General features: G+C 68.3%; 20 protein-coding genes. 11 read left to right on the top strand and 9 right to left on the bottom strand.

Annotated elements, in window-relative coordinates:
• Nucleotides 1-53: 53 nt before the first annotated feature.
• The gene (locus tag Rhe02_RS33905) at nucleotides 54-974 is read right to left on the bottom strand and encodes a hypothetical protein (protein WP_203912529.1); all 921 of its coding nucleotides are present in this window, start codon (nucleotides 972-974) and stop codon (nucleotides 54-56) included.
• Between the two features lie 111 nt (nucleotides 975-1,085).
• On the opposite strand from Rhe02_RS33905, the gene Rhe02_RS33900 reads away from it, so the two are divergent.
• Both Rhe02_RS33900 and Rhe02_RS33895 read left to right on the top strand, forming a co-directional pair.
• Nucleotides 1,086-2,663, top strand: coding sequence for a WG repeat-containing protein (locus Rhe02_RS33900; RefSeq protein ID WP_203912568.1), 1,578 nt, complete (start codon nucleotides 1,086-1,088; stop codon nucleotides 2,661-2,663).
• A 25-nt stretch (nucleotides 2,664-2,688) separates the two neighbouring features.
• The gene (locus tag Rhe02_RS33895) at nucleotides 2,689-3,693 is read left to right on the top strand and encodes an aldo/keto reductase family protein (RefSeq protein WP_203912528.1); all 1,005 of its coding nucleotides are present in this window, start codon (nucleotides 2,689-2,691) and stop codon (nucleotides 3,691-3,693) included.
• Between the two features lie 8 nt (nucleotides 3,694-3,701).
• Here the strand turns inward: Rhe02_RS33895 and Rhe02_RS33890 are convergent, their stop codons facing one another.
• The gene (locus Rhe02_RS33890; protein ID WP_203912527.1) at nucleotides 3,702-3,893 is read right to left on the bottom strand and encodes a hypothetical protein; all 192 of its coding nucleotides are present in this window, start codon (nucleotides 3,891-3,893) and stop codon (nucleotides 3,702-3,704) included.
• 30 nt (nucleotides 3,894-3,923) lie between these two features.
• Between Rhe02_RS33890 and Rhe02_RS33885 the strand changes: the two genes are divergently transcribed.
• Together Rhe02_RS33885 and Rhe02_RS33880 are read left to right on the top strand one after the other, a co-directional pair.
• The gene (locus Rhe02_RS33885; RefSeq protein WP_203912526.1) at nucleotides 3,924-6,023 is read left to right on the top strand and encodes a bifunctional adenosylcobinamide kinase/adenosylcobinamide-phosphate guanylyltransferase; all 2,100 of its coding nucleotides are present in this window, start codon (nucleotides 3,924-3,926) and stop codon (nucleotides 6,021-6,023) included.
• The gene (locus Rhe02_RS33880) at nucleotides 6,013-6,756 is read left to right on the top strand and encodes an adenosylcobinamide-GDP ribazoletransferase (protein ID WP_203912525.1); all 744 of its coding nucleotides are present in this window, start codon (nucleotides 6,013-6,015) and stop codon (nucleotides 6,754-6,756) included. Before Rhe02_RS33885 ends, Rhe02_RS33880 begins: the two co-directional genes overlap by 11 nt.
• A gap of 219 nt (nucleotides 6,757-6,975) precedes the next feature.
• Here Rhe02_RS33880 and mscL read toward each other — a convergent pair whose 3' ends face one another.
• Genes mscL through gcvT form a run of 3 tightly spaced genes read right to left on the bottom strand, consistent with a single transcriptional unit; the run spans nucleotide 6,976 to nucleotide 8,844 of the window.
• Nucleotides 6,976-7,407, bottom strand: a complete 432-nt coding sequence (gene mscL, locus Rhe02_RS33875) for a large conductance mechanosensitive channel protein MscL (RefSeq protein ID WP_203912524.1) — start codon at nucleotides 7,405-7,407, stop codon at nucleotides 6,976-6,978.
• On the bottom strand, nucleotides 7,400-7,747 hold the full coding sequence (locus Rhe02_RS33870) for an MmcQ/YjbR family DNA-binding protein (protein ID WP_203912523.1): 348 nt from the start codon (nucleotides 7,745-7,747) through the stop codon (nucleotides 7,400-7,402). The genes mscL and Rhe02_RS33870 overlap by 8 nt, the downstream gene beginning before the upstream one ends.
• Before the next feature lie 2 nt (nucleotides 7,748-7,749).
• Nucleotides 7,750-8,844, bottom strand: a complete 1,095-nt coding sequence (gcvT, locus tag Rhe02_RS33865) for a glycine cleavage system aminomethyltransferase GcvT (protein ID WP_203912522.1) — start codon at nucleotides 8,842-8,844, stop codon at nucleotides 7,750-7,752.
• 75 nt (nucleotides 8,845-8,919) lie between these two features.
• Between gcvT and Rhe02_RS33860 the strand changes: the two genes are divergently transcribed.
• Nucleotides 8,920-10,497, top strand: coding sequence for a leucyl aminopeptidase (locus Rhe02_RS33860; RefSeq protein ID WP_203912521.1), 1,578 nt, complete (start codon nucleotides 8,920-8,922; stop codon nucleotides 10,495-10,497).
• Between the two features lie 14 nt (nucleotides 10,498-10,511).
• On the opposite strand, the gene Rhe02_RS33855 is transcribed toward Rhe02_RS33860, so the two are convergent.
• Nucleotides 10,512-10,823: a hypothetical protein gene (locus tag Rhe02_RS33855; RefSeq protein WP_203912520.1), complete on the bottom strand. Its 312-nt coding sequence runs from the start codon at nucleotides 10,821-10,823 to the stop codon at nucleotides 10,512-10,514.
• A 182-nt stretch (nucleotides 10,824-11,005) separates the two neighbouring features.
• Here Rhe02_RS33855 and lpdA point away from each other — a divergent pair, with 182 nt between their 5' ends.
• The 4 genes from lpdA to Rhe02_RS33835 are packed head-to-tail and all read left to right on the top strand — an operon-like array spanning nucleotide 11,006 to nucleotide 15,679.
• Nucleotides 11,006-12,382, top strand: coding sequence for a dihydrolipoyl dehydrogenase (lpdA, locus tag Rhe02_RS33850; RefSeq protein ID WP_203912519.1), 1,377 nt, complete (start codon nucleotides 11,006-11,008; stop codon nucleotides 12,380-12,382).
• A 40-nt stretch (nucleotides 12,383-12,422) separates the two neighbouring features.
• Nucleotides 12,423-14,234 (top strand): 2-oxoglutarate dehydrogenase, E2 component, dihydrolipoamide succinyltransferase, encoded by a 1,812-nt coding sequence (gene sucB, locus Rhe02_RS33845; RefSeq protein WP_203912518.1) that lies wholly within the window; start codon nucleotides 12,423-12,425, stop codon nucleotides 14,232-14,234.
• Between the two features lie 60 nt (nucleotides 14,235-14,294).
• Nucleotides 14,295-14,780, top strand: coding sequence for an FKBP-type peptidyl-prolyl cis-trans isomerase (locus Rhe02_RS33840; RefSeq protein ID WP_239124230.1), 486 nt, complete (start codon nucleotides 14,295-14,297; stop codon nucleotides 14,778-14,780).
• Nucleotides 14,781-14,794: 14 nt separating this feature from the next.
• A complete protein-coding gene (locus Rhe02_RS33835) occupies nucleotides 14,795-15,679 on the top strand; it encodes a TIGR01777 family oxidoreductase (protein WP_203912517.1) in 885 nt (294 codons plus the stop codon).
• On the opposite strand, the gene Rhe02_RS33830 is transcribed toward Rhe02_RS33835, so the two are convergent.
• From Rhe02_RS33830 to Rhe02_RS33820, 3 genes are all read right to left on the bottom strand, one after another.
• On the bottom strand, nucleotides 15,666-16,826 hold the full coding sequence (locus tag Rhe02_RS33830; protein WP_203912516.1) for an extracellular catalytic domain type 1 short-chain-length polyhydroxyalkanoate depolymerase: 1,161 nt from the start codon (nucleotides 16,824-16,826) through the stop codon (nucleotides 15,666-15,668). The two genes, Rhe02_RS33835 and Rhe02_RS33830, sit on opposite strands and share 14 nt — an antisense overlap.
• A 92-nt stretch (nucleotides 16,827-16,918) precedes the next feature.
• Nucleotides 16,919-17,287 (bottom strand): SCO5389 family protein, encoded by a 369-nt coding sequence (locus Rhe02_RS33825; RefSeq protein ID WP_203912515.1) that lies wholly within the window; start codon nucleotides 17,285-17,287, stop codon nucleotides 16,919-16,921.
• Nucleotides 17,277-18,242 carry an ATP-binding protein gene (locus Rhe02_RS33820; RefSeq protein WP_239124229.1) on the bottom strand — a complete coding sequence of 322 codons (966 nt, stop codon included), beginning with the start codon at nucleotides 18,240-18,242 and terminating at the stop codon, nucleotides 17,277-17,279. The genes Rhe02_RS33825 and Rhe02_RS33820 overlap by 11 nt, the downstream gene beginning before the upstream one ends.
• Before the next feature lie 114 nt (nucleotides 18,243-18,356).
• On the opposite strand from Rhe02_RS33820, the gene Rhe02_RS33815 reads away from it, so the two are divergent.
• Entirely contained in the window at nucleotides 18,357-19,235 is an 879-nt protein-coding gene (locus tag Rhe02_RS33815; RefSeq protein ID WP_203912513.1) for a hypothetical protein, read from the top strand.
• Between the two features lie 9 nt (nucleotides 19,236-19,244).
• Nucleotides 19,245-20,951 carry a DUF6311 domain-containing protein gene (locus tag Rhe02_RS33810; RefSeq protein WP_203912512.1) on the top strand — a complete coding sequence of 569 codons (1,707 nt, stop codon included), beginning with the start codon at nucleotides 19,245-19,247 and terminating at the stop codon, nucleotides 20,949-20,951.
• Nucleotides 20,952-21,203: the final 252 nt, after the last annotated feature.

The raw sequence follows: 21,203 nt of genomic DNA, 5'->3' as shown, positions 1-21,203 counted from the left end.
GTACCCTCCTCTCGCACCGCATCTTTTCTCCGAAGCCGACGAGCCGGGTGACCTTACCCGGTCGCGGAGGCGACGGGACAGCTATTTACAGGGCAAGTGAGGCACCAGTGGCGGACGAGCGTACCGAGGAGCGTCATCGGGGCGCACCGGCGTGGGCGGAAACTCCTACCGCACCACGCACCTCTGTGCCTGGTCAGCGTTACGAGGAGCCGACCGGCCCGGTAAGGCCCGGCCCTCCGCCGTCGTCGTCTCAGCAAGGCCAGGGCCAGCAGCCACGGCCGCCGCAGCAGGGCCCGCGCCCGCCGATGCCGCCAGGTGGCTGGCCGCAACAGCACCCGGGCCAGCCCGGTCAGCAAGGCCGCCCGCCCTACCCGCCGCAGCAGCAGCCCGGCCCTTACGGTCCCCGCCCGCCGCAGGGCCCGCCCGGCCAGCGTGGTGGCCCGCAGCAGGGTCCGCCCGGCCAGCACGGTGGACCGCCGCAAGGCCCACCCGGCCAACCGGGGCAGCCGATGCCGCCGGGTCCCATGCCGCCCGGTGCGCCGAACTGGGGTCCGCCGCGCCCGCCGCAGCAATACGGCCAGCCGGGCCAGCCGGGCCGCCCCGGCGCGCAAGGCCCTGTCCCGCCCGGACGCCCGGCCCAACCCTCGCCGGGTGGCCACGTTTACGGCCGCCCCGCCGGTCCTCAGCCCGGCCCACACGGACCTGGCCAGCCGGTGCCCGGCCTGAACAATCCGACCTCCCCCGGCCTGCAGACCGTGGGCGGGCAACACCCCGCCCCGCACGGCGGGCCAGGTGCGCCCGGTGCTCCGGGTCAGCCGAACGCGGGACAGCACCAGCCGATGGCCGGGCAGCACCCCGCCGGCCAGCCCGTCGCAGGACACGCGCCGGGCCAGCCGATGGCCGGGCAGCACGGTGGTCCCGCCGCCGGTCAGTACGGCCAGCCGAACGCCGGGCAGCAGATGCCAGGGCAGCACGGGCCGGCGCAGCTCGGTCTCGCCACGCCAGGCGTTCCCGGCCGGCCGGCCGCTCCCGGCCAGATCCCACCGCGGACAGCGCCCGTGCCGGAAGCGGCTCCCGTGACAGCGATGCCGTCCCCGAGCGCGGCGCCGGTCGAGGCGGTGCGGCCAGTTTCAGCCAACCCGGTCTCCCCGGCGACGCCGACCACGCCCGTGGTGGCCACACCCGACACCGTCCTGCCGGTGGCCTCAAGCGCCGCTGGCGCCGCCACCGCGCTGAGCTCGCCCACGATGCTCACGCCGATCGTCGTCAAGCTCGGCGGGCACGCACCCGAGCCGGTCACGCCGAGCGAAGCCGCCGCGGCAGCTTCCGATGAGCCGATCGAGCCCGAGGACACCGGGCCCGACCCGGAACAGGTGCTGGCCGGCTATGAATGGCGCTTCCACCGGGAAACGCTTCGGGAGCTGGTCGACAATCCGGAAGAGCTGCGCGAGATCCGCGACAAGCTGACCGAGAAGCTCACGCCGGCCACGGACAACGCCAGCCGCGCCCGGTTGCTCAGCCTGCGGGCCGTGGTCTCGCGGATCCTCGGCGAGCTGACCAAGGCGCTCTCCGACGGCAAGATGGCGCTGGTGCACGCCGAGGCAACCGGTGAGCTGCGCCGCATAGCGATAGCGAAAGCACGGCTCGCCCACGTGCTGCAGTGGCGTGGCGACTTCGCCGAGGCCGACCGGCTGTTCCTGGAGGCCAACTCCAGTGAGCTGCCCGACCGGCTGCGAGCCACCCTGCACGAGCACGCGGGACGGTCCTGTTTGGACCAAGGCCGCTACATGGAGGCGTTCAACCACTTCGAGGCGGCGCTCGAGCTGCGCAAGGTGGAGGACCCGGACCTGATCGCGCGCACCGAGCTGGCGCTTGACGCGGTCTCACTGAAGATCGCCGAGAACGGGATGGGGCCTTACCCGCGCTCGCGGGAGGAAATTCTTCAGGTCGCCAAGGCTCCGGTACCCAAATTCGATGAACGCGTTCAGTGCTGGGGATTTGTCGACAGCGAGGGCCGCACGGTGATCGCCCCGGCATTCGCCGATGTGCAACCGTTCCGCGACGGCGTGGGCTGGGTGCGGCGGCGGGAAACCCAAGCGTGGGAGCTGATCGACGAGACTGGATCGAAGCTCATCGACTCAAATGTGGGCCTGCGCGGAGTCGGCTCGTTCTCGGAGGGCCTGGCCTGGGTCTCCAAGGACGGCGGCGCCGGTTGGATCGCCATCGACAAGTTTGGCCGCGTGATCATTTCCACCGGGTTCGAAGATGTCCGCCCGTTCCGCCGGGGCCTGGCCGCGGTGAAACGGGGCGGCTGGGGCGCCGTCGACAAGCAGGGCCGCATCGTGCTGCCGTTCCAGTTCAGTGGATTCGCCACCGCGCTGACCGATGGCCGCTATGTCGACGGGTTCTCCGACGAAGGCCTCGCCATCATCGACGCCAGCGGGCGCAAGGGCGTCGTGGACCGATCGGGCACCATGATCGTTCCTCCGGTGCACCCGGCTGTGGTCATCCACCCGGTCGCGTTCCTCATCGCCGGGAACGAGGGCAGGTGGGGGGCCTTGGATCGCAAGGGACGGCCGTTCATCGATCCTGTGCTGCCCAGCCGCCAAGCGGTAATGGAGGAGCTCGACCGGCTGCTGGCCGACACCAAGCCGGTCTTGTAATGCCCTTGGGCTAGGGTCGTTCCTTATGGAGTTCCGTCACCTTGGCCGATCAGGCATGCTCGTCAGCGAGATCTCGTACGGGAACTGGATCACGCATGGTTCACAGGTCGAGGAGGACGCCGCGCTCGCCTGCGTGCGCGCGGCCCTCGATTGCGGCATAACGTCTTTCGACACTGCGGATGTCTACGCGGGCACACGCGCGGAGGCTGTCCTGGGCCGGGCGCTCAAGGGCGAGCGCCGCGAGGGCTTGGAGATCTTCACCAAGGTCTTCTGGCCGACCGGTCCCGGCCGCAACGACGCCGGCCTGTCCCGCAAGCACATCATGGAGTCGATCAACGGTTCGCTGACCCGGCTGCAGACCGATTACGTGGACCTGTACCAGGCGCACCGTTTCGACTACTCGACCCCACTCGAGGAGACGATGTCGGCGTTCGCCGATGTGGTCCACAGCGGCAAAGCTCACTACATCGGGGTTTCCGAATGGAAGGCCTCGGAGATCCGCGCCGCCCACGCGCTGGCCAAAGAGCTGCGCATCCCGCTGGTGTCCAGCCAGCCCCAGTACTCGATGCTGTACCGGGTCATCGAGGCCGAGGTCGTTCCGACCAGCGAAGAGCTCGGGCTCGGCCAGATCGTCTGGTCGCCCATCGCGCAGGGGGTGCTGACCGGCAAGTACCTGCCGGGGCAACCGCCGCCGGAGGGGTCACGGGCCACCGACGACAAGTCGGGCGCTGGCTTTGTCGGGCCATGGCTTCGCGATGACGTGCTCGAGCGGGTCCAGCTGCTCAAGCCGTTGGCGGAGCAGACCGGGCTCACCATGGCACAGCTCGCCGTGGCGTGGGTGCTGCAGAACCCGAACGTCTCCTCGGCCATCGTGGGAGCTTCGCGGCCCGAACAGGTCCACGACAACGCGAAGGCGAGCGGAGTCAAACTCGACTCCGATCTGATGAAGGCGATCGATGAGATCGTGGAGCCGGTGGTCGAGCGGGATCCCGCCAAGACGGTCTCCCCCGAGCGCCGGCCGCACCGGTAGGCGCTTGGTCAGGCCTCGAGGCTCATGCGGTATTCGACACGGTCATCCTCCACGAGGATGGCCGTGTTGGCTCCGTCGGCAACCCGATCTTTCCAGGTCTGCCCCAGGTAGGACTCGGCGTCCGCCTGGCTGCTGAAGGCCTCGTTCGGACCGCTAATCGGTTTGCCGTCCTCGGCTTCGTAGCGCCAGCTCCATGTCATGACGATCAGGATAGTGGTTAAGGTATCGCCATGGCCGGTGGCAAGATACTGATTCTGGGCGGAATCCGCTCTGGCAAGAGCGAATATGCGGAGTCCTTGGTAGCGCAGGCGCAGCAGGTTCGCTACATTGCCTCGGCGGCCCACTCCGACGACTCCGCGTTCGCCGAACGTGTCGAGGCGCACCGGTTCCGCCGCCCGGCATCCTGGGAGACCGTCGAAACCGGCGCCGACCCGGCTCTGCTGCTCGAATCCCTCGGCAAGGCCGACCCGCAATGGCCTGTCCTGGTCGACGACCTGGGCGGCTGGGCAGCCACCATCCTCGGGCGGGCCGACGCCTCCGTCTTCGTCAGCCAGCTGGTGGACGCGATCCGCTCCTGCCAGGCGTCACTGATCCTGGTCAGTCCCGAGGTCGGCCTCTCGGTGGTCCCACCGACCGCGGCCGGTGTGGCGTTCGCCGACCTGCTGGGCGAGCTGAACCAGGCCGTCGCCGCCGTATGCGACGAGGTGACCCTGATCATCGCCGGCCAGCCCAGTCGCCTCAAGCCACCACCACCCGTGCCGGCCCCGGCCGCATCCCGACCGCCTGCCGTGACAGGCGTTGCAGCAGGCGTTGCCACGCGCAAGGCGGCGCCGCTGCCCGACGCGTCGGTGCCACCCCCGATCGCAGCGCCCACCATCCTCACCCCCTCACTCGCGGCGACAGCTGGACTCGCGGGCGGCGCCGCGTCGGCGATCACCTCAGAGGCGGGCCAGGGCAGCCAGCCCGAACCTTCACTCCAGAGCGGCCAAGCCGGGACAGCGGGCCAAAGCGACCAGCCTGAACCGGCGGGCCAGAGCGACCAAGCCGCAACGGCGGGCCAGAGCGGCCAAGCCGCGGCAGCGGGCCAAGGTGGCCAGCCTGAACCGGCGGGCCAGAGCGACCAAGCCGGGCCGGCGGGCCAGGCCGAGGTAGAGGGTTCAGGTGGGCAGCTCGGGGCGGCGCAAGGCGACCAGCCCTGGGTGACGCCGGATGGCATGGCCGACGATGCAGGCGCGGCGGTGGTTGTCCAGCCGCCTGGAGACGTTCTCCGGGAGTCGACTCAGGTCCTGTCGATTGTTCAGCTGGGAGTCGATATCCGGCCGGGCATGGATCTGCCGATCCACGATGACGAGGCGCGCACCGCCGCCGAGGCGCATCTGTCCACTTTGGAGATTCCAGGCAGTGGTCTCGGTTCCCTTGCACGCGTTGTGGTTTTCGCCGCCGGGACACAGGGCCGCGGGGTGCCGGTGACGTGGCGCAAGCCGCAGATGTTTCTGCTCAACGGCATCCACGAGGGCAACATCGCCGCCGGCGACGACGTTCGGGCGTCGGCCGCGGTGGCGGAGGCGGCCCGCCGTGGAGAGGGCCCGATCGGGCTGCTTGCCACGGAAAACGGGGTCGCCGTCAAGGTGGTGGAGACTCCCACCTCTGGTGATATCGCCTATGGCGAAGCCTCACCCCGAGAGCTGATCACCGATCAGCTGCGAGAGGGCTGGCGGCTGACAGACGAGGCGGTCGACGGCGGAGCCGATCTGATCATCATCGGGTCGTGCGGCGCGGGCGCGGAGGCGACCGCGGCCACGGTGACCGCGAAGATCACCGGCGGCGAGGTCGCGGCGTTGCTCGGCCGGATCGTCGGGCCGGACGGCACAGTCGACGACAGCTCCTGGATGCTGCGCGCGGCCACCGCCCGCGATGCCTTGCACCGCAGCCGGAACTGCGACCTGAACGCGGACACCATCCTCGCCGAGCTGGGCGGCGCCGACTTCGCGGTCATCGCCGGAATCATCCTGGGCGCCACGGCAAGGCGCACGCCGGTGCTGCTGGACGGCCCGGTCGGCACGGCAGCGGCACTTCTGGCACGGGATTTGGGAAGCCAGTCGCGACTCTGGTCGTCGATAGCCGACTACGGCTCAAATCCGACCACCAAGGCGGCGGCGGACGTGCTCGGCTTGAACCCGTTGGTAGACCTCAAAGCCGGCCTGGGCGAAGGTGCCACAGCGCTGGTCGCACTGCCGATGCTGCGAGCGGCGCTGACACTGGCATCGTCGCTGCCGGCCAGGCCGAAGCCGACCCCTGCCCCGCCGGGATTCGACGACTTTGTGGGGTGACGGCCTGCGGCTGGCGCTGACGACCTTCACCGTCGCCCCCATCGCGGCCCCCAGCCGGATAGACCGGCCCACTGCCGCCTGGGCCATGCGGTTCGCGCCTCTCGTCGGAGCGCTGCTCGGCCTCGTGCTGGCCGGGGCGCTCTACGCGATGCGGGCCGCGGGGGTGCCCGGCCTGGTGGCAGCCCCGCTCACGGTCGGGTTGGCGGCGCTGCTGACCCGCGGCATGCACCTGGACGGGCTCGCCGACACCGTGGACGCGCTCGGCTCCTACAGATCGCCGCAGCGGGCGCTGGAAATCATGAAGTCGCCGGAGACGGGGGCGTTCGCGGTGGCCGCGCTGGTGCTGACCATTCTCGTGCAGTCGGCCGCGATCGTCTTCCTGCCCGCGCCCGCTCTGGTCGCCGCGGTGGCTGCCGGACGGCTGGCGGCCGCCTACGGCTGCCAGATTCAGGTGCCCGCGGCCCGGCCCGAGGGCTTGGGCGCGCTGGTAGCCGGAACCGTGGGACCGGTGGCGCTGGGCGTCAACACGGCGTTCGTCGCGGCGCTCGCCCTGTGGGCGGCGCCAGAGCGGGGTCTGCTAGCCCTCGCCGCTGCGGCCGCGGTGACCGCTGTCCTTCGCTGGCACCTCGTCAAACGCCTCGGCGGCATCACCGGCGACGTGCTCGGCTTCCTGGTCGAAGCGGCAACCTCGGTCATGCTCATCGCCCTATGCATCGGCGCCGCCCCGAAGTAGCAACCACCCGCTCCCGCCACTCCCGGACTTGCCGCGGCGGCGGGCATGATCGTCGCGATTTCCGAGAAATCGTTGCTGCGCCAGCGCGGAAGGCCGCGATTCCCTGAAATCGCGACGATCTCCGCGGCGCGGTGGCGGCATGGGCGACACGTCAAACGCGCCGGACTAACGCGCGGGAGAGCCTGGCCGCCGCTACGAAGCGGCGGCCGAGACGCGGCGTTACTGTGCGGCGCGTTGGCGCACGCTTTCCTTGGCGGGTTCCTCGGGGGCTTTCCGCTGGGCGACCAGGGCGTCGCGGATCTCCATCAGCAGCCGGATTTCCTCGCTCGGCGCCTCGGGCTCGTTGACCTGGCCGCGTTTGCGCATGGCGGCGAGGCGGTTCATCGGTACCACGACAAGGAAGTAAACGACCGCAGCGGTGATCATGAATCCGATCACGGTGCTGAGGAAGGCGCCCCAGGTGATCGCGCCCTCTCCCGGCAGATCGATCTCCCCGGCGATGTTCGCGCCGCCGATCAAATTGATCAGAGGGGTGAGGAACGAGGTCGTGAACCCCTTGACCACCTCGGTGAAGGCGGCACCGATCACCACACCGACCGCGAGGTCGACGACGCTGCCCCGTGAGATGAAGTCCCGAAAACCCTTAAGCACTGTCGAACTCCTTTACCAGTTTCTTGGGCGCTGTGCGCCGCCACGCCTCGATGACCAGCTCGTGCAGCTCCGCCGGGTCCGCTTTGGCCAGCTCGACCTGAACCCAGCCGAAGCGCCCCACGTAGGGTGCCGAGGAGTAAACCTTAGGCGCGGCCGCAAGAAGGGCGGTCTGCTCCTCCTTGGTCGCCTTCACCGTGACCGTCGGCGAGCCCGGCATTCCGCTGGCGAACATCTTGCCGTTCACGCGAAGCGTCGGATGGCCCCACTCGGCGACCATGACCTCCTCGCCGCCCGGCAACGCCAGCACCCAGTCGCGCACTTGCTCGTATTTGACCGCCACGGCTACTTAACCGAGGGCGTGACGAAAGGTGGCTTGGTGACGGTCATCGACGAGCGCCGCCCGCGGACGTCGACTTCGACCTGCGAGCCCTCCCCCAGCCCGGCCGCGCTGTCCAGCAGCGCCAGGGCGATGCCCACCTTGCGGGTCGGTGAGAAGGTGCCGCTGGTGATCTCCCCCACGGTCTGGTCTGCGGCGAGAACCTGCATGTGGGCGCGCGGGATGCCGCGGTCGTTGGCCACCAGGCCCCACAGCGTGCGGCGCGGGCCGTCGGCCTTCTCCCGGCTCAGCACCGCCTTGCCCCAGAACTCGGGCTTGGTCCAGCCCACGGCCCAGCCCGCCCTGGCCTGCACCGGCGTGATGTCCATAGAAAGATCTTGACCATGCAGCGGGTACCCCATCTCCGTGCGAAGGGTGTCCCGAGCCCCCAGCCCACAGGCCCGCGCCTCGACCTGGGTCCCGAAGAGCCTGTCCCACACGGCCACGGCATCCCCGGCGGGCACCACGAGCTCGTATCCGTGCTCGCCGGTGTACCCGGTGCGGCAGACCGTCAGCTCGACGCCGTCCAGGTCGGCCGTCTCGAAGCTCATGTACTCGTGGTCGGTGGGCAACCCGAGCGCGGCCAGCAGCTCGGTCGAGCGCGGCCCCTGAACCGCCAGCACGGCGTAGTCCCGATGCTCATTGGTGATGGTCAGCTCCGCGGGCGCGGCCGCGACGAGCCGCCGCACGACCTCGGTGGTGTTCGCCGCGTTCGGAATCAGAAAGACATGATCATCATCGTGCAGGTAAGCGATGATGTCATCGACGACGCCACCGCTCGCCTCGTCACAACAGAGGGTGTACTGGGCCTTTCCCGGTTTGATTCGCCCGAGATCGTTGGTAAGACAGGAGTTGACGAAAGCAGCCGCGCCGGCCCCGGCGATCCGGGCCTTGCCAAGATGGGAGACATCGAAGATGCCCACCGCCTCGCGCACCGCGGAGTGTTCTTTGAGCACGCCTCCCCCGGCATACTCAAGCGGCATCTCCCAGCCCCCGAAAGCGGCAAACTTGGCACCTAGGGCAGCGTGCCGCTCATGCAGCGGCGAGGCTAGCAACGTCATGAACGCAACTTACCGTGGCCGGTGTGGTTGGCTAGCATCGGCGGAGCAGACCGCACTTCACCATCAGGAGACCTTGTGACCACGCCCACCACTGCGCTACCCACGCTCCAGCTCGCCGACACCGACCCCGCCGACCTCAATGTCGACGCGGTGGTCATCGGCGTCCACAGCCAGGAGGGCACCAACGGCACCGCCGGTGAACTGCTGCTCGCCTCGGGCGCGGAGAGCATCGCCGCGGCCTTCGATGGAAAGCTGACGGCCACGCTGACATTGCTCGGTGCGACCGGCGGCGCGGGTGAGGTGACCAAGCTCGCCACCATGGGCGTCATCAGCGCCCCCGTGCTGGTCGCGGTCGGCTTGGGCGCCGAGCCGACGGGAGCGGCCCCGGCCGCGGAGACGCTGCGGCGGGCGGCGGGCGCCGCCGTGCGCGCGCTGGCGGGCTCCAAGACCGTCGCGCTAGCGCTGCCGCTTTCGGATGACGCCGCCGACAATGGCACGCACACCCTGCGCGCGGTGTCGGAGGGCGCAGCCCTGGGCGCCTATCGCTTCGCCGGGTACAAGGGCAAGCCTCAGCCCAACCGTAAGGACCCCGTGGGCACGGTGGCTGTACTGGTACCGGACGCGAAGGAAGAAGCCGCCAAAAGCGAGCTGCGCCGGGCCAACACGGTGACCGCGGCCGTGGCCCGCACCCGCGACTGGGTCAACGTGCCGGCCAACATGCTGCGCCCGCCGGTCTTCGCGGAGGAGATCGTCGCGGCGGCCAGCAAGGCCGGGCTCGACGTGGAGCTGCTCGACGAGGTGGCGCTGGCCAAGGGCGGCTTCGGCGGCATCCTCGCGGTGGGCATGGGCTCGGAGGCCAGGCCGCGCCTGGTCCGGTTGAGCTACTCGCCGCCGGAGACCCTGGCGCCCACCAAGAAGCTGGCCCTCATCGGCAAGGGCATCACCTTCGACACCGGTGGCGTGTCCATCAAGCCGGCCCAGGGCATGTGGGAGATGAAGTCCGACATGGCCGGCGCGGCCGCCGTGGCGAGCACGATGGTGGCCATCGCCGAGCTCAAGCCGCTGCTGCAGGTGACCGCCTACATCCCGATCGCGGAGAACATGCTTTCCGGCGAGGCCTACCGCCCCGGCGACGTGGTGTCGATGCGCAACGGCAAGCGGGTCGAGGTGCTCAACACCGATGCCGAGGGCCGGATGATCCTCGGTGACGCGATCGCCCGCGCCTGCGAGGACGAGCCCGACTATCTCATTGAGACGTCCACATTGACCGGTGGTCAGGTCATCTCGCTGGGCAAGCGGATCGCCGGGGTGATGGGCTCCGACGAGCTGTGCCAGCGGGCCAAGACTGCGGGCGAGTCCGTGGGCGAGCCCACCTGGCCGATGCCGCTGCCCGACGAGATCCGCAAGTCGATGGAGTCCGATGTGGCCGACATCCTTCAGGTGAGCGCGGGCATGGAGCGCGCCGGGCACATGCTGCAGGGCGGCGTGTTCCTGCGCGAGTTCGTCGCCGAGGGCGTGCAGTGGGTCCACATCGACGTGGCTGGCCCGTCGTTCCACTCGGGTGAAGCGACCGGTTATCTGAGCAAGGGCGGAACCGGCGTCCCGGTCCGCACCCTGATCGCACTTGTCGACGACCTCGCCGCCAACGGTTAAGCCAAACGCTCGGCCTAGGCCGAGCGTTTGCGCCGCTCGTTGAAATCCCGCATGCGCTGCGGGTAGCCGACGAGCTGGACGTCGTACACGGGAACGGACCAGCGCTGGGCAAATTGGCGAACCGCTAGCGGATTCGGCATCCGGCGTCTGGTCCATTCGCCGTCAAAGGCGATGAGAATCACGGTCGTGTCGGTGACCGTGGTTCTGGGCTCGATGAAGGCTTCCACCCCCCGCCGAGACTGGATAAACTGCTCAAGATGGGCGATATCGGCACCGTTCGCCTGTCTGCCCGTCGGAGATCCGCTCCGCCGCCGGAACCATGCCACGCGTTGTCCTTTCAGTCTGATGCGCGCCGGAAACTAGAGCCGTACCGGAGACTAGAGTAGCTAGACGTGTCGTTGCGCACCTCCCCGCGCGGGAGGGCTCCTCAGAGTGACAAGATGACCGTGGGTGGTTTTGTGCGCCCAGGTATTTACACAAGTGGCAATGACGCGACCTTGGAGCGATCGTGAGTGACACCTTTGACGTAGTCATCCTCGGCGGCGGAAGCGGCGGCTACGCCACCGCACTTCGTGCCTCGCAGCTCGGGCTCTCCGTTGCGCTGATCGAAAAAGACAAGCTCGGTGGCACCTGCCTGCACCGTGGTTGCATCCCGACCAAAGCGCTGCTGCACGCGGGCGAAATCGCCGACCAGACCCGTGAGGCCGCGCACTTCGGCATCAACGCCGAGCTGATCGGGGTCGACATGAAGGCCATCAACGGCTACAAGGACGGCGTCGTCGCCGGCCTCTACAAAGGTCTGCAGGGTTTGGTCAAGCACGCCAAGGTGACCTACATCGAGGGCACCGGCAAGCTGGCCGGGCCCAACGTCGTTGAGGTCAACGGGCAGGAGATCATCGGACGCAACGTCGTCCTGGCGACGGGCTCCTACTCCAAGACCCTGCCGGGCCTGGAGATCGACGGCAACAAGGTCCTGGCCAGCGAGGAAGCGCTCACCATGGACAGGGTTCCGGCCAGCGCGATCGTGCTTGGCGGCGGCGTCATCGGCGTCGAGTTCGCCAGCGCGTGGAAGTCGCTTGGCGCCGAGGTGACCATCGTCGAAGCGCTCCCCCGGCTCGTCGCCGCGGAGGACCCCGACATCTCCAAGCAGCTTGAGCGCGCATTCCGCAAGCGCGGCATCAACTTCAAGGTGGGCAAGGCTTTCGAGAAGCTCGAGAAGACCGCCAGCGGGGTGAAGGTGACCATCGCCGGTGGCGAGACGATCGAAGCCGAGCTGCTCCTGGTCGCTGTCGGCCGCGGCCCGTCGACCGCCAACTGTGGCTACGAGGAGCAGGGCGTGAAGATGGAGCGCGGCTTCGTCCTGACCGACGAGCGCCTGCGCACCAACGTGCCCAACGTCTACGCCGTGGGCGATATCGTGCCGGGCCTCCAGCTCGCCCACCGTGGCTTCCAGCAGGGAATTTTCGTCGCGGAGGAAATCGCCGGGAAGAACCCTGCACCGATCGTCGAGTCCGGAATCCCGCGCGTCACCTACTGTGATCCCGAGATCGCCTCGGTGGGCGTCACCGAGGCGCAGGCCAAGGAGCGCTTCGGTGATGACAGCGTCGAGACCTACAACTACAACCTCGGCGGCAACGGCCGGAGCAAGATCCTGGGCACCCAGGGCTTCGTCAAGCTGGTCCGGCAGAAGGATGGGCCGGTGGTTGGCGTGCACATGATCGGTGCTCGCATCGGCGAGCAGGTCGGCGAGGCACAGCTCATCGTCAACTGGGAAGCGTTCCCGGCTGAGGTGGCACAGCTGGTCCATGCCCACCCGACCCAGAACGAGGCGCTGGGCGAGGCGCATCTCGCGCTTGCGGGTAAGCCCCTCCACGCGCACAACTAAGCTGAGCTAAGTAGACCGTCCACATAAGGAGTTCGGAGCAATGCCGGTATCGGTCACCATGCCGCGGCTGGGCGAGAGCGTCACCGAAGGCACCGTCACCCGCTGGCTCAAGCAGGAAGGCGACAGGGTCGAGGTCGACGAGCCTTTGCTCGAGGTCTCCACCGACAAGGTGGATACCGAGATCCCGTCGCCAGCGGCCGGCATCCTCCAGAAGATCCTCGTAGGTGAGGACGAAACCGCCGAGGTCGGCTCCGAGCTGGCGGTCATCGCCGGTGAGGGCGACGGGGGCGGCGCTGCCCCCGCTCCGCAGGCCGCCACGGCCGCCGCGCCCGCCCAGGAGGCACCCGCCGCCCAGCAAGAGGCCCCGCAGCAACAGCCTCCGGCTCCCGCAGCGGCGCAGCCGCAGGCGGCTTCCGGAGGCGGCGAGGGCACGGCTGTGCGCATGCCCGCCCTCGGCGAAAGCGTCACCGAAGGCACCGTCACCCGCTGGCTCAAGCAGGTCGGCGAGACCGTCGAGGTCGACGAGCCGCTGCTGGAGGTCTCCACGGACAAGGTCGACACGGAGATCCCGTCGCCGGTCGCCGGCGTGGTCCTGGAGATCTCGGTGCCGGAGGACGAGACCGCAGCGGTCGGCGCCCAACTCGCCCTGATCGGCGTCGCCGGTGCTGCGGCCCCGGCCGCTACACCTCCCGCCCCACAGGCCCCGGCCGCACCCGCTGCCCCGGCCGCACCCGCTGCCCCGGCCAAGCCGGCGGCTCCGGCGCAGCAAGCGCCGGCCCAGCCCGCGCCGGTGAAGCCAGCCAGCACCGCAGGCCTGGTCGAGCAGGCGCCACCGCCAGCGGTGGCCGAGCCGGCCGGTGCGCCCGCGAGCAGCGGATGGCAGTCCGCCGGGCAGAGCGCGGCGGGTGAAAACGGTGGCGACACCGACGGCTACGTCACCCCGCTGGTACGCAAACTGGCCGGGCAACACGGCGTAGACCTCGGCTCGGTCACCGGCACCGGCGTGGGAGGCCGCATCCGCAAGCAGGATGTGCTTGACGCGGCCGAGAAAGCCAAGGCCGCCAAGGCAACTCCCGCCCCGGCCGCGGCTGCGGCGAAGCCCGCCGCCGAGAAAGCTGCCCCGAGCCCGCTTCGGGGCCGCACGGAGAAGCTGCCCCGGCTGCGGATGACCATCGCGAAGCGCATGGTCGAGTCGCTGCAGGTGTCGGCTCAGCTCACCACCGTGGTCGAGGTCGATGTCACCCGCATCGCGAAGCTGCGCGACCAGGCCAAGGCCGACTTCGTCAAGACCCACGGCGTGAAGCTGTCCTACCTGCCGTTCTTCGCGCTGGCCGCGGTCGAGGCGCTGCGCGCCCACCCGAACCTGAACGCCTCGATGGACATGGAGGCGGGCACGGTCACCTACCACGATGCCGAGCACCTGGGCATGGCGGTGGACACCGAGAAGGGCCTGATCGTCCCGGTGATCCGCAGCGCGGGCGACCTCAACCTGGCCGGTTTGGCCAAGCGGATCGCCGACGTCGCGGAGCGCACCAGAACCAACAAGATCACCCCGGACGAGCTGTCGGGCGGCACGTTCACGCTGACCAACACCGGCAGCAGGGGCGCGCTCTTCGACACCCCGATCATCAACCAGCCGCAGGTGGCCATCCTCGGCACGGGTGCGGTCGTGAAGCGGGCCGTCGTGGTCGACGACCCGGAGCTGGGTGAGCTGATCGTGCCGCGTTCCATGGTTTACCTGGCCCTGTCCTACGATCACCGGCTCGTCGACGGCGCCGACGCGGCGCGCTTCCTCACCGCGATCAAGGAGCGTCTCGAGGGCGGCAACTTCGAGACCGACCTGGGGCTCTGACGGATCACGCACCGCGGCGGGTAATCTGCCGCGGTGCGTATCAATCGACTAATCCCATCAGTGATCATCGCTGGCCTCCTCGCCATGGGCGCTGCCGCGTGCGGCGATGCGGGCGACGAGGCCTCGGGCGGCGGCCCTTGCGACGTCAAGGTCTCCACCGACACCAAGGTCAAGCCAGAGATCACCATCCCTGACTGCGAAAAGCCGACAGTGCTGGGGACCAAAGACATCGTCGAGGGTTCCGGAGCGGCCGCGAAGGCCGGCGATGCGGTCGGAGTGAACTACACCGGCATCTCCTGGTCGACCAAGAAGCAGTTCGACTCGTCCTGGGCCGCCGGCCGTCAGCCTTACGTGGTGAAGCCGCTCGGCCAGGCCAGCGTCATCGAAGGCTGGAACAAAGGGCTGGTGGGCGCGAAGAAGGGCGGCCGCCGTCTCCTGGTCATCCCCGCGGCTCAGGGTTATGGCGCGCAGGGCCGCCAGCCCAACATCGGCCCCAACGAGACTTTGGTCTTTGTGGTGGACGTCGTCTCAATCAACGGGCAATAGCGGATGATGGTGTCATGCGGATCGTGGTGGCCGGCGGCTCAGGTTTCCTGGGTCGCCCTCTGATCAGGACACTCAAGTCAGCCGGGCACGACGTGACGCAGTTGGTGCGGCGCCCGGTGGTCAAGCCCGATCAGCTCAGATGGGACCCGGCCGAGCCGGTGACGCTGCCGGAGGACACCGCCGCCGTCATCAACCTGTGCGGGGTCAACATCGGCCACCGGTGGACGCCGTCCTACCGGCGCGAGCTTCGTGACAGCCGGGTGGTGCCCACCACGACCCTGGCCAAAGCCGTGGCCGCGCAAGGAATCGAGCTGCTCATCAACTCGTCCGGGGTGGGCAGCTATGGCGACACCGGGCAGACCGAGGTGACCGAGGAGTCGCCCGCCCTCACCGGCGAAGACTTTCTGAGCCGGTTGTCGGTGGAGTGGGAGGGTGCGACCCGGCCCGCTGCCGACGCCGGAGCGCGCGTGGTGCTGATGCGCACCGGGTTGCCCCTCAGCACAGACGGCGGCTTTCTCAAGCCGCAGTTGCTTCCTTTCAAGCTGGGCGTCGGCGGCAAGCTGGGCGACGGAAAGCAATGGGTGCCTTGGGTTTCGTTCATCGATTGGCTGCGCGCGGTGCAGTTCGTCATCGGCGATAAGGAAATTGACGGCCCGCTGAACATCGTGGGGCCGAACCCGGTCACGAATGCCCAGTTCACCAAGGAGCTTGGGAAAGCCTTGCACCGCCCCACTTTCATGTTCGTGCCGAAGGTGGCCGTGCGGGTGCTCTACGGCGAGTACGCCAACGAGGGTTACCGCAGCCTTCGCGTGAAGCCCCAGGTGTTGCTGTCCCGGGGCTTCCGCTTCGAGCACGCCACGGTTGACCGGGCGCTGCGAGCCGCGCTCAGCAGCCGATGACCCAATAGTTGGGGCCGGTCTGCTTCAACGCGGTGGTGTAGAAGGTGTTGTACAGGCCCATGTTCTGGTTGGAACCGTTGGCGTAGACGTAGCCGAGCGAGTGGTAGGCCCGTCCCGCCACCACATGGGCATAGTTGCTCGCCGTCACGCACACCGGAGGTGTGGTCGGGCTGGAGGTCGGCGAAGGCGACGGCGACGGTGAGGACGTGGGCGGCGGGGTGCCCGTGGAGAGTCCAAAGAAGACGGCGTCGTGGTAGGCCGAGCAGATGTAGTCCAGGAAGTAGGCGGCGGCCGTGCCACACTGCTCCGCGCCTGAGCCCGGATCGACCGGCAGCCCGTGCGCCATCCCGGGGATCTCCCATAGGCGAACGTCATTGTTTCCATAGACTTTCAGCCAGGTACCAGTCGAAGTAGGCGTTTGAGAAACGCCCCTGACGTTGGTCCATTGCTCCATCAGCTCGGTCGCGTTGCGTGGCACCACGGTGCTGTCGGAGGTCCCCTGCCAGATGGCCACCCGCGGGTAGGGCCCGGAGGCCTGCGCGCGCACCAGATCGCCCCACTGCTGCGGGGTCTTGTCGACCCCGGTGTATTGGCAGCTGGTCGTTTGGGTCAGCGAGGTCGCGCACTTGTAGGCGATGCCGGCCCCGATCGACCCGGCCTTGAACACGTCGGGATAGGTGGCGAGCATGACCGCGCTCATCGCCCCGCCCGCGGAAAGCCCGCTGACGTAGACGCGGTTGGCGTCGGCGCCCAGGTTCGACACCGCATAGCTGATCATGTTGCGGATGGAGAGCGCCTCACCCTGGCCGCGGTTGATGTCGGCGTTGTCGTACCAGGTGAAGCACTTGTTCGATTGGTTGGCCGTGCTTTGCTGCGGCAGCAGAAGCTGGAACCCCCACAGATCGGCGAACTTGCGCCAACCCGAGTTGGTGAAGTAGCCGGTCGCATCCTGTGTGCAGCCGTGCAGGAGGACTACCAGCGGGCGGCCTGCGCTCAGACCGTCGGGCCGGTACGAGTACATGCTGAGGTTTCCGGGATTGGAGCCGAACCCGGTGACCGGCGTGAGCGTGGCCGCCTGGGCGGGGGCGGCGATCACGGCGACAGCTGCCAACCCGAAGGCAAGGGCGGCGGAGAGTAAGCGGGACATGACGGCACCGTATGAGGTTTGTCACATCAACGATATGTGTCGTTAACACATAGACCGACCCGCCGGTCGTACCCGGCGGGTCAGCACGAACGTCAGCAGTCGCGCAGCTCGGGCGACTGGTTGCGGATCTGGGCCAGCGGCGAGATGAACTCCTGATACGCCTCGCCACCCACCTCCGAGAACGGAAATGCGGCCACCTTGTGGCAGTTCTGGAACGCCAGCTTCCGCCCGAAGTGGCGCTCAAGCACCCCGCGGACGGCGTCGCTTGCCAAGGCGCGCAACAGTTCCCCGCGTTCGCTGTCCGAGGGCGGGGCAACGGCATGCTCACCGGCCTCGACCGCCTCGCTGATCACCTGCCACGCGTACGGCAGCGAGCTGCGCACGCAGTCGGCGAACTCGGCGTCGTCGATCTGGCCGCGCTCGGCCTTCTCCAGCAGCGCCAGGGAGACGTCAAGAGACATGCTGATCGTCCTTTCTCGACTCGGTGGCGCCGAGCACGAACTCCGGGTCGATCTGACCCGCCAGGTCCTCGCCGACCTTGGCGTTCGCCCAGGCGCTGGCGTTACGCAGGTGGAACTCGTGGGCCTGCTGGGCGTAGGTGGACCAGTTCTTGGTACACGAATCGACAGCCGCCTTAAGGGTTTCCAAGGCGTCGCGGTTCGCGGGCTCGATGGTGCCCGCCGGTGCTCCGCGTTCCATTCCCTTGACGAATCCGGATCGGCCGACCCAGGTGAGCAGGTCGGGTCCGACATGCTCGCGCAGGAAGTCCACATCGGACTGATCATCGATCTTGTTGCCCACCACCCGGACCCGCACGCCGTAGTCGCGCGCGTAGCCGATGTACTGGCGGTAGACGCCCACGCTGCGCAGCGTCGGCTCGCAGACCAGGAAGGTCATGTCGAACCTGGTGAACAGCCCGGAGGCGAAACTGTCCGCGCCCGCCGTCATGTCCACGACGACGTACTCGCCGGGGCCGTCCACCAGGTGGTTCAGCAGCAACTCGACCGCGCCGACCTTCGAGTGGTAGCAGGCCACGCCCAGGTCCTCGGTGGCGAACGGCCCGGTCACCGCGAGCCGCACCCCGCCCACCCGCCGGACCATGGCCTCGTACAGGGGGTTGTGCTCCCCGATCGTGAGCAGCCGCGAGCCGGGCCCGGGCGGGGTGGTCTTCACCATGGCCTTACTTGAGCTGATCCGAGGGTTGCTCCCGCGCAAATAGTCCTTAATCTGGTCCAGGTGATCCCCAAGCGCGGGCAGCAGTACCGCCTCATCCTCGGTGTAGCCAAGCGCTGCGGCCAGATGCTGGTTGATGTCAGCATCGATGGCAAGCAATTTATCCGTGGACTCCACCAGGTGACGAGCCATAAGAGCAGCAAGAGTGGTCTTCCCGCTGCCCCCTTTTCCGACAAATGCCATCTTCATAATGTTATTGGTAGTCATTTTCAAAAAGCTCGTCAACCTCGCCACGCCGCAGCGCAGGCCGCGATAAAACACCGGAACCCACGATCGGGCATCGGCGTCCTAACCGCCATGAAGCGTGCCGTGGTGCTCCTGCTGGCAGTCGTCGTCGCCGGTTGCGCCGCACCCACGCCCCCACCGGCGGGTCCGCCGTCCGCGCTGCCCGCCCCGCAGAAGCAGACGAACCTTATCCCCGACGGCTATCAGGGCCGATACCGGCTGCAGGCCACCGTGCTGGCCAACGCCCAGCATGGCCCACAGCTGTGCCAGACCGTCGCCGAGTCGTTGCCGCCGCAATGCGGGGGGCCCGACATCGCCGACTGGAAGTGGGAAGGGCTCGACTCGCAGGAGGCCGCAGGAACCCGTTGGGGTGTCTACGTGGTCACCGGGAAATATGACGGCAAGGTGTTCACGCTCACCGAGCCGGCGAAGGAGAACGACGGGAGTTTCGTCCCGGAAACCAACACCCCGCCCAACTTCAAGTCGCCCTGCGCCGAGCCGCCGGGCGGATGGAAGCCCGCCGACGTCACCAAGGCCACCGATGACGCGCTCAACGCCACCACCGCGCTGGTAACCGCCGACCCGGACTTCGCCGGTCTCTGGATCGATGAGACTCTGCCGGCCGAGATGCCGACGCCGATGAACAACACGCTGCGCCTCATCCTCAACGTCCGTTTCGTCCGGGATCTTGACCGGCACGAGGCCGAGATCCGCAAGGTCTGGGGCGGCGCGCTGTGTGTCTCGCTCGGCAAGCACACCCAGGCTGACCTGCTCAAGATTCAGCAGGAGCTGTCCGGCGAGCCCGGCCTGAACTACTCCTCGCCCGATGTGCTCCGCGGCACAGTCGAGATTGGAGTGTTCGCGGCCCACGCCAGCCGTCAGCGTGAACTCGACGCCAAGTACGGCCCGGGCGTGGTCGTGCTGCGCGGGGTGCTCCATCCGATCGACTAAGCTCCACGGGTGCCGAAGAAGAACGACTTCCTGGTCGCGGCGGCCTCGATAGCGCTCGCCTGCTGGGTCACCAGCGGCTTTCTGGTCGACCCGAACGGCCGGGCGAGCCTGGTGAACTCGGGCGACCAGGCGCTGTTCGAGTGGTTGCTCAGCTATGGCGCCTATGCCGTCACCCATGGCGCGGATCCGCTCTTCACGCATCTGCTCAACGTCCCCGATGGCGTGAACCTGGCCGTCAACACCTCGATAACCGTTTACTCGGTAGTGCTTTCGCCGTTGACGATGTGGCTCGGCGCCCCGGTCACCTTCCTGATCATCCTCACCTTCAACCTGGCCGCGACCGCCTTCGCCTGGTACTGGCTGTTCAACCGGTTCCTGGGCGCCAGCCCGGTCGCCGCCGCCCTCGGCGGGCTGTTCTGTGGCTTCGCCCCAGCGATGATCTCCCACGCCAACGCCCACCTCAACTGGACCGCGCAATGGCTGGTGCCGCTGATCATCGCGGAGGTGATCCAGCTTTATCGCGGCGCCCGCTGGCTTAGCCATGGGCTGATCCTCGGCGCGCTGGTGGCCGCTTGCTTTTCCATCGCCGCCGAGGCTCTCTTCTTCTCAGCGCTCGCCTTGGCCGTTTTCAGCATTTTCTGGGTACTGGCAAAGCGTCCCCCGATAGGAAATGTCCTCAAAGGACTCGCGGCCGCCGCCGCTGTCGCGGCGCTGTTCCTCGCCTACCCGCTGTGGCTGCACTTCGCCGGCCCACAGCGCTACCACGGCACGGGTTTCGACCCGCGCGTGCACAACGAGGACCTGGCCGCCTACGGTGTCTGGCCCGAACGTTCGATCGCCGGATGGCTAAACCTCAACACCGATCTCGCGCCGAACCCGACCGAGGAAAACTCCTTCTTCGGCCTGCCCCTGCTGTTCCTGGTGATAATCGCCTTCGTGCTGTTGTGGAAACGCACCGAGGTCAAAGGCCTCGCGCTGACGGCCGGTCTGTTCATCGTGCTGTCACTCGGGCCGGAGCTGAAGCTGTTCGGCAAACACACCGGAATCTGGATGCCCGAGGCGCTCCTGAGCAAAATGCCCATCTTCAACGCCGCGTTGCCGTCCCGGCTCGCGTTGGTAGTGGCCCCCATTTTCGGCCTCCTGCTCGCCTGGCTCTTCGACTCGGTCAGCCGCAAACGCTTGTGGATCCCGGCTTTCGCGCTCGCGCTGATCCCCCTGCTGCCCCTGCCCATCCTGACCCGCGACCGCGAACCGGTGCCCCACTTCATCACCTCCGGCCACTGGCAGTCCTACGTCACCGAAAACGGTGTCATAGCCCCGATCCCGCTGCCCAACGACCTCGTCCCCGACGGTCAACGCTGGCAGGCCTATGCTTTTGCCCATCAGGGCCACACCTTCCGCATCCCGTCCGGCTTCTTCCTAGGCCCCGGCGGCCCCGACGGCACCGGCCGCATCGGCCCGACCCCCCGCCCCACCGCAGAACTGCTCGAATCGGTCGCCAAAACAGGCGTGGTCCCCCACCTCACCTTCGCCGACCGAGCACGGGCCCGCGAGGACCTCGCCTACTGGAACGTAGAAATAGTCCTCCTCGCCGACACCGTAAACGGAGCCCACTGGGACCCCAACCAGCCCGCTCTCCTCAAAGCCACCACCGACCTCCTCGGCCCGCCAACCCGAGTAGACGACATGTGGCTCTGGCAAATCACCCCCTCCTAACCCCTCCCCCACCCAACGCACCCGCCCGCCACCACACCCAGCCACCGCGACGTCCTCCGCGCCGACGATCCAGCGGCCCATGTTGTCCCGACTTCTCCGGAATCGCTGTCTTCGCTTGCCCTGCAGCAACGTTTCCCAGCAACAGCAGCCCCATCTCTGCCTCAACGCCCCAATGCAGAGATGCAGGTGCCACCCGAGCAATAGCCACAGGCCGCCAGCAGCAGCGCGGCGGGCAGCGGCCGACACCCACCT

The organism is Rhizocola hellebori (assembly GCF_016862955.1).
In the GTDB taxonomy this organism is placed as follows: Bacteria; Actinomycetota; Actinomycetes; order Mycobacteriales; family Micromonosporaceae; genus Rhizocola; species Rhizocola hellebori.
This window is presented reverse-complemented; position numbering and strand designations above follow the sequence as displayed.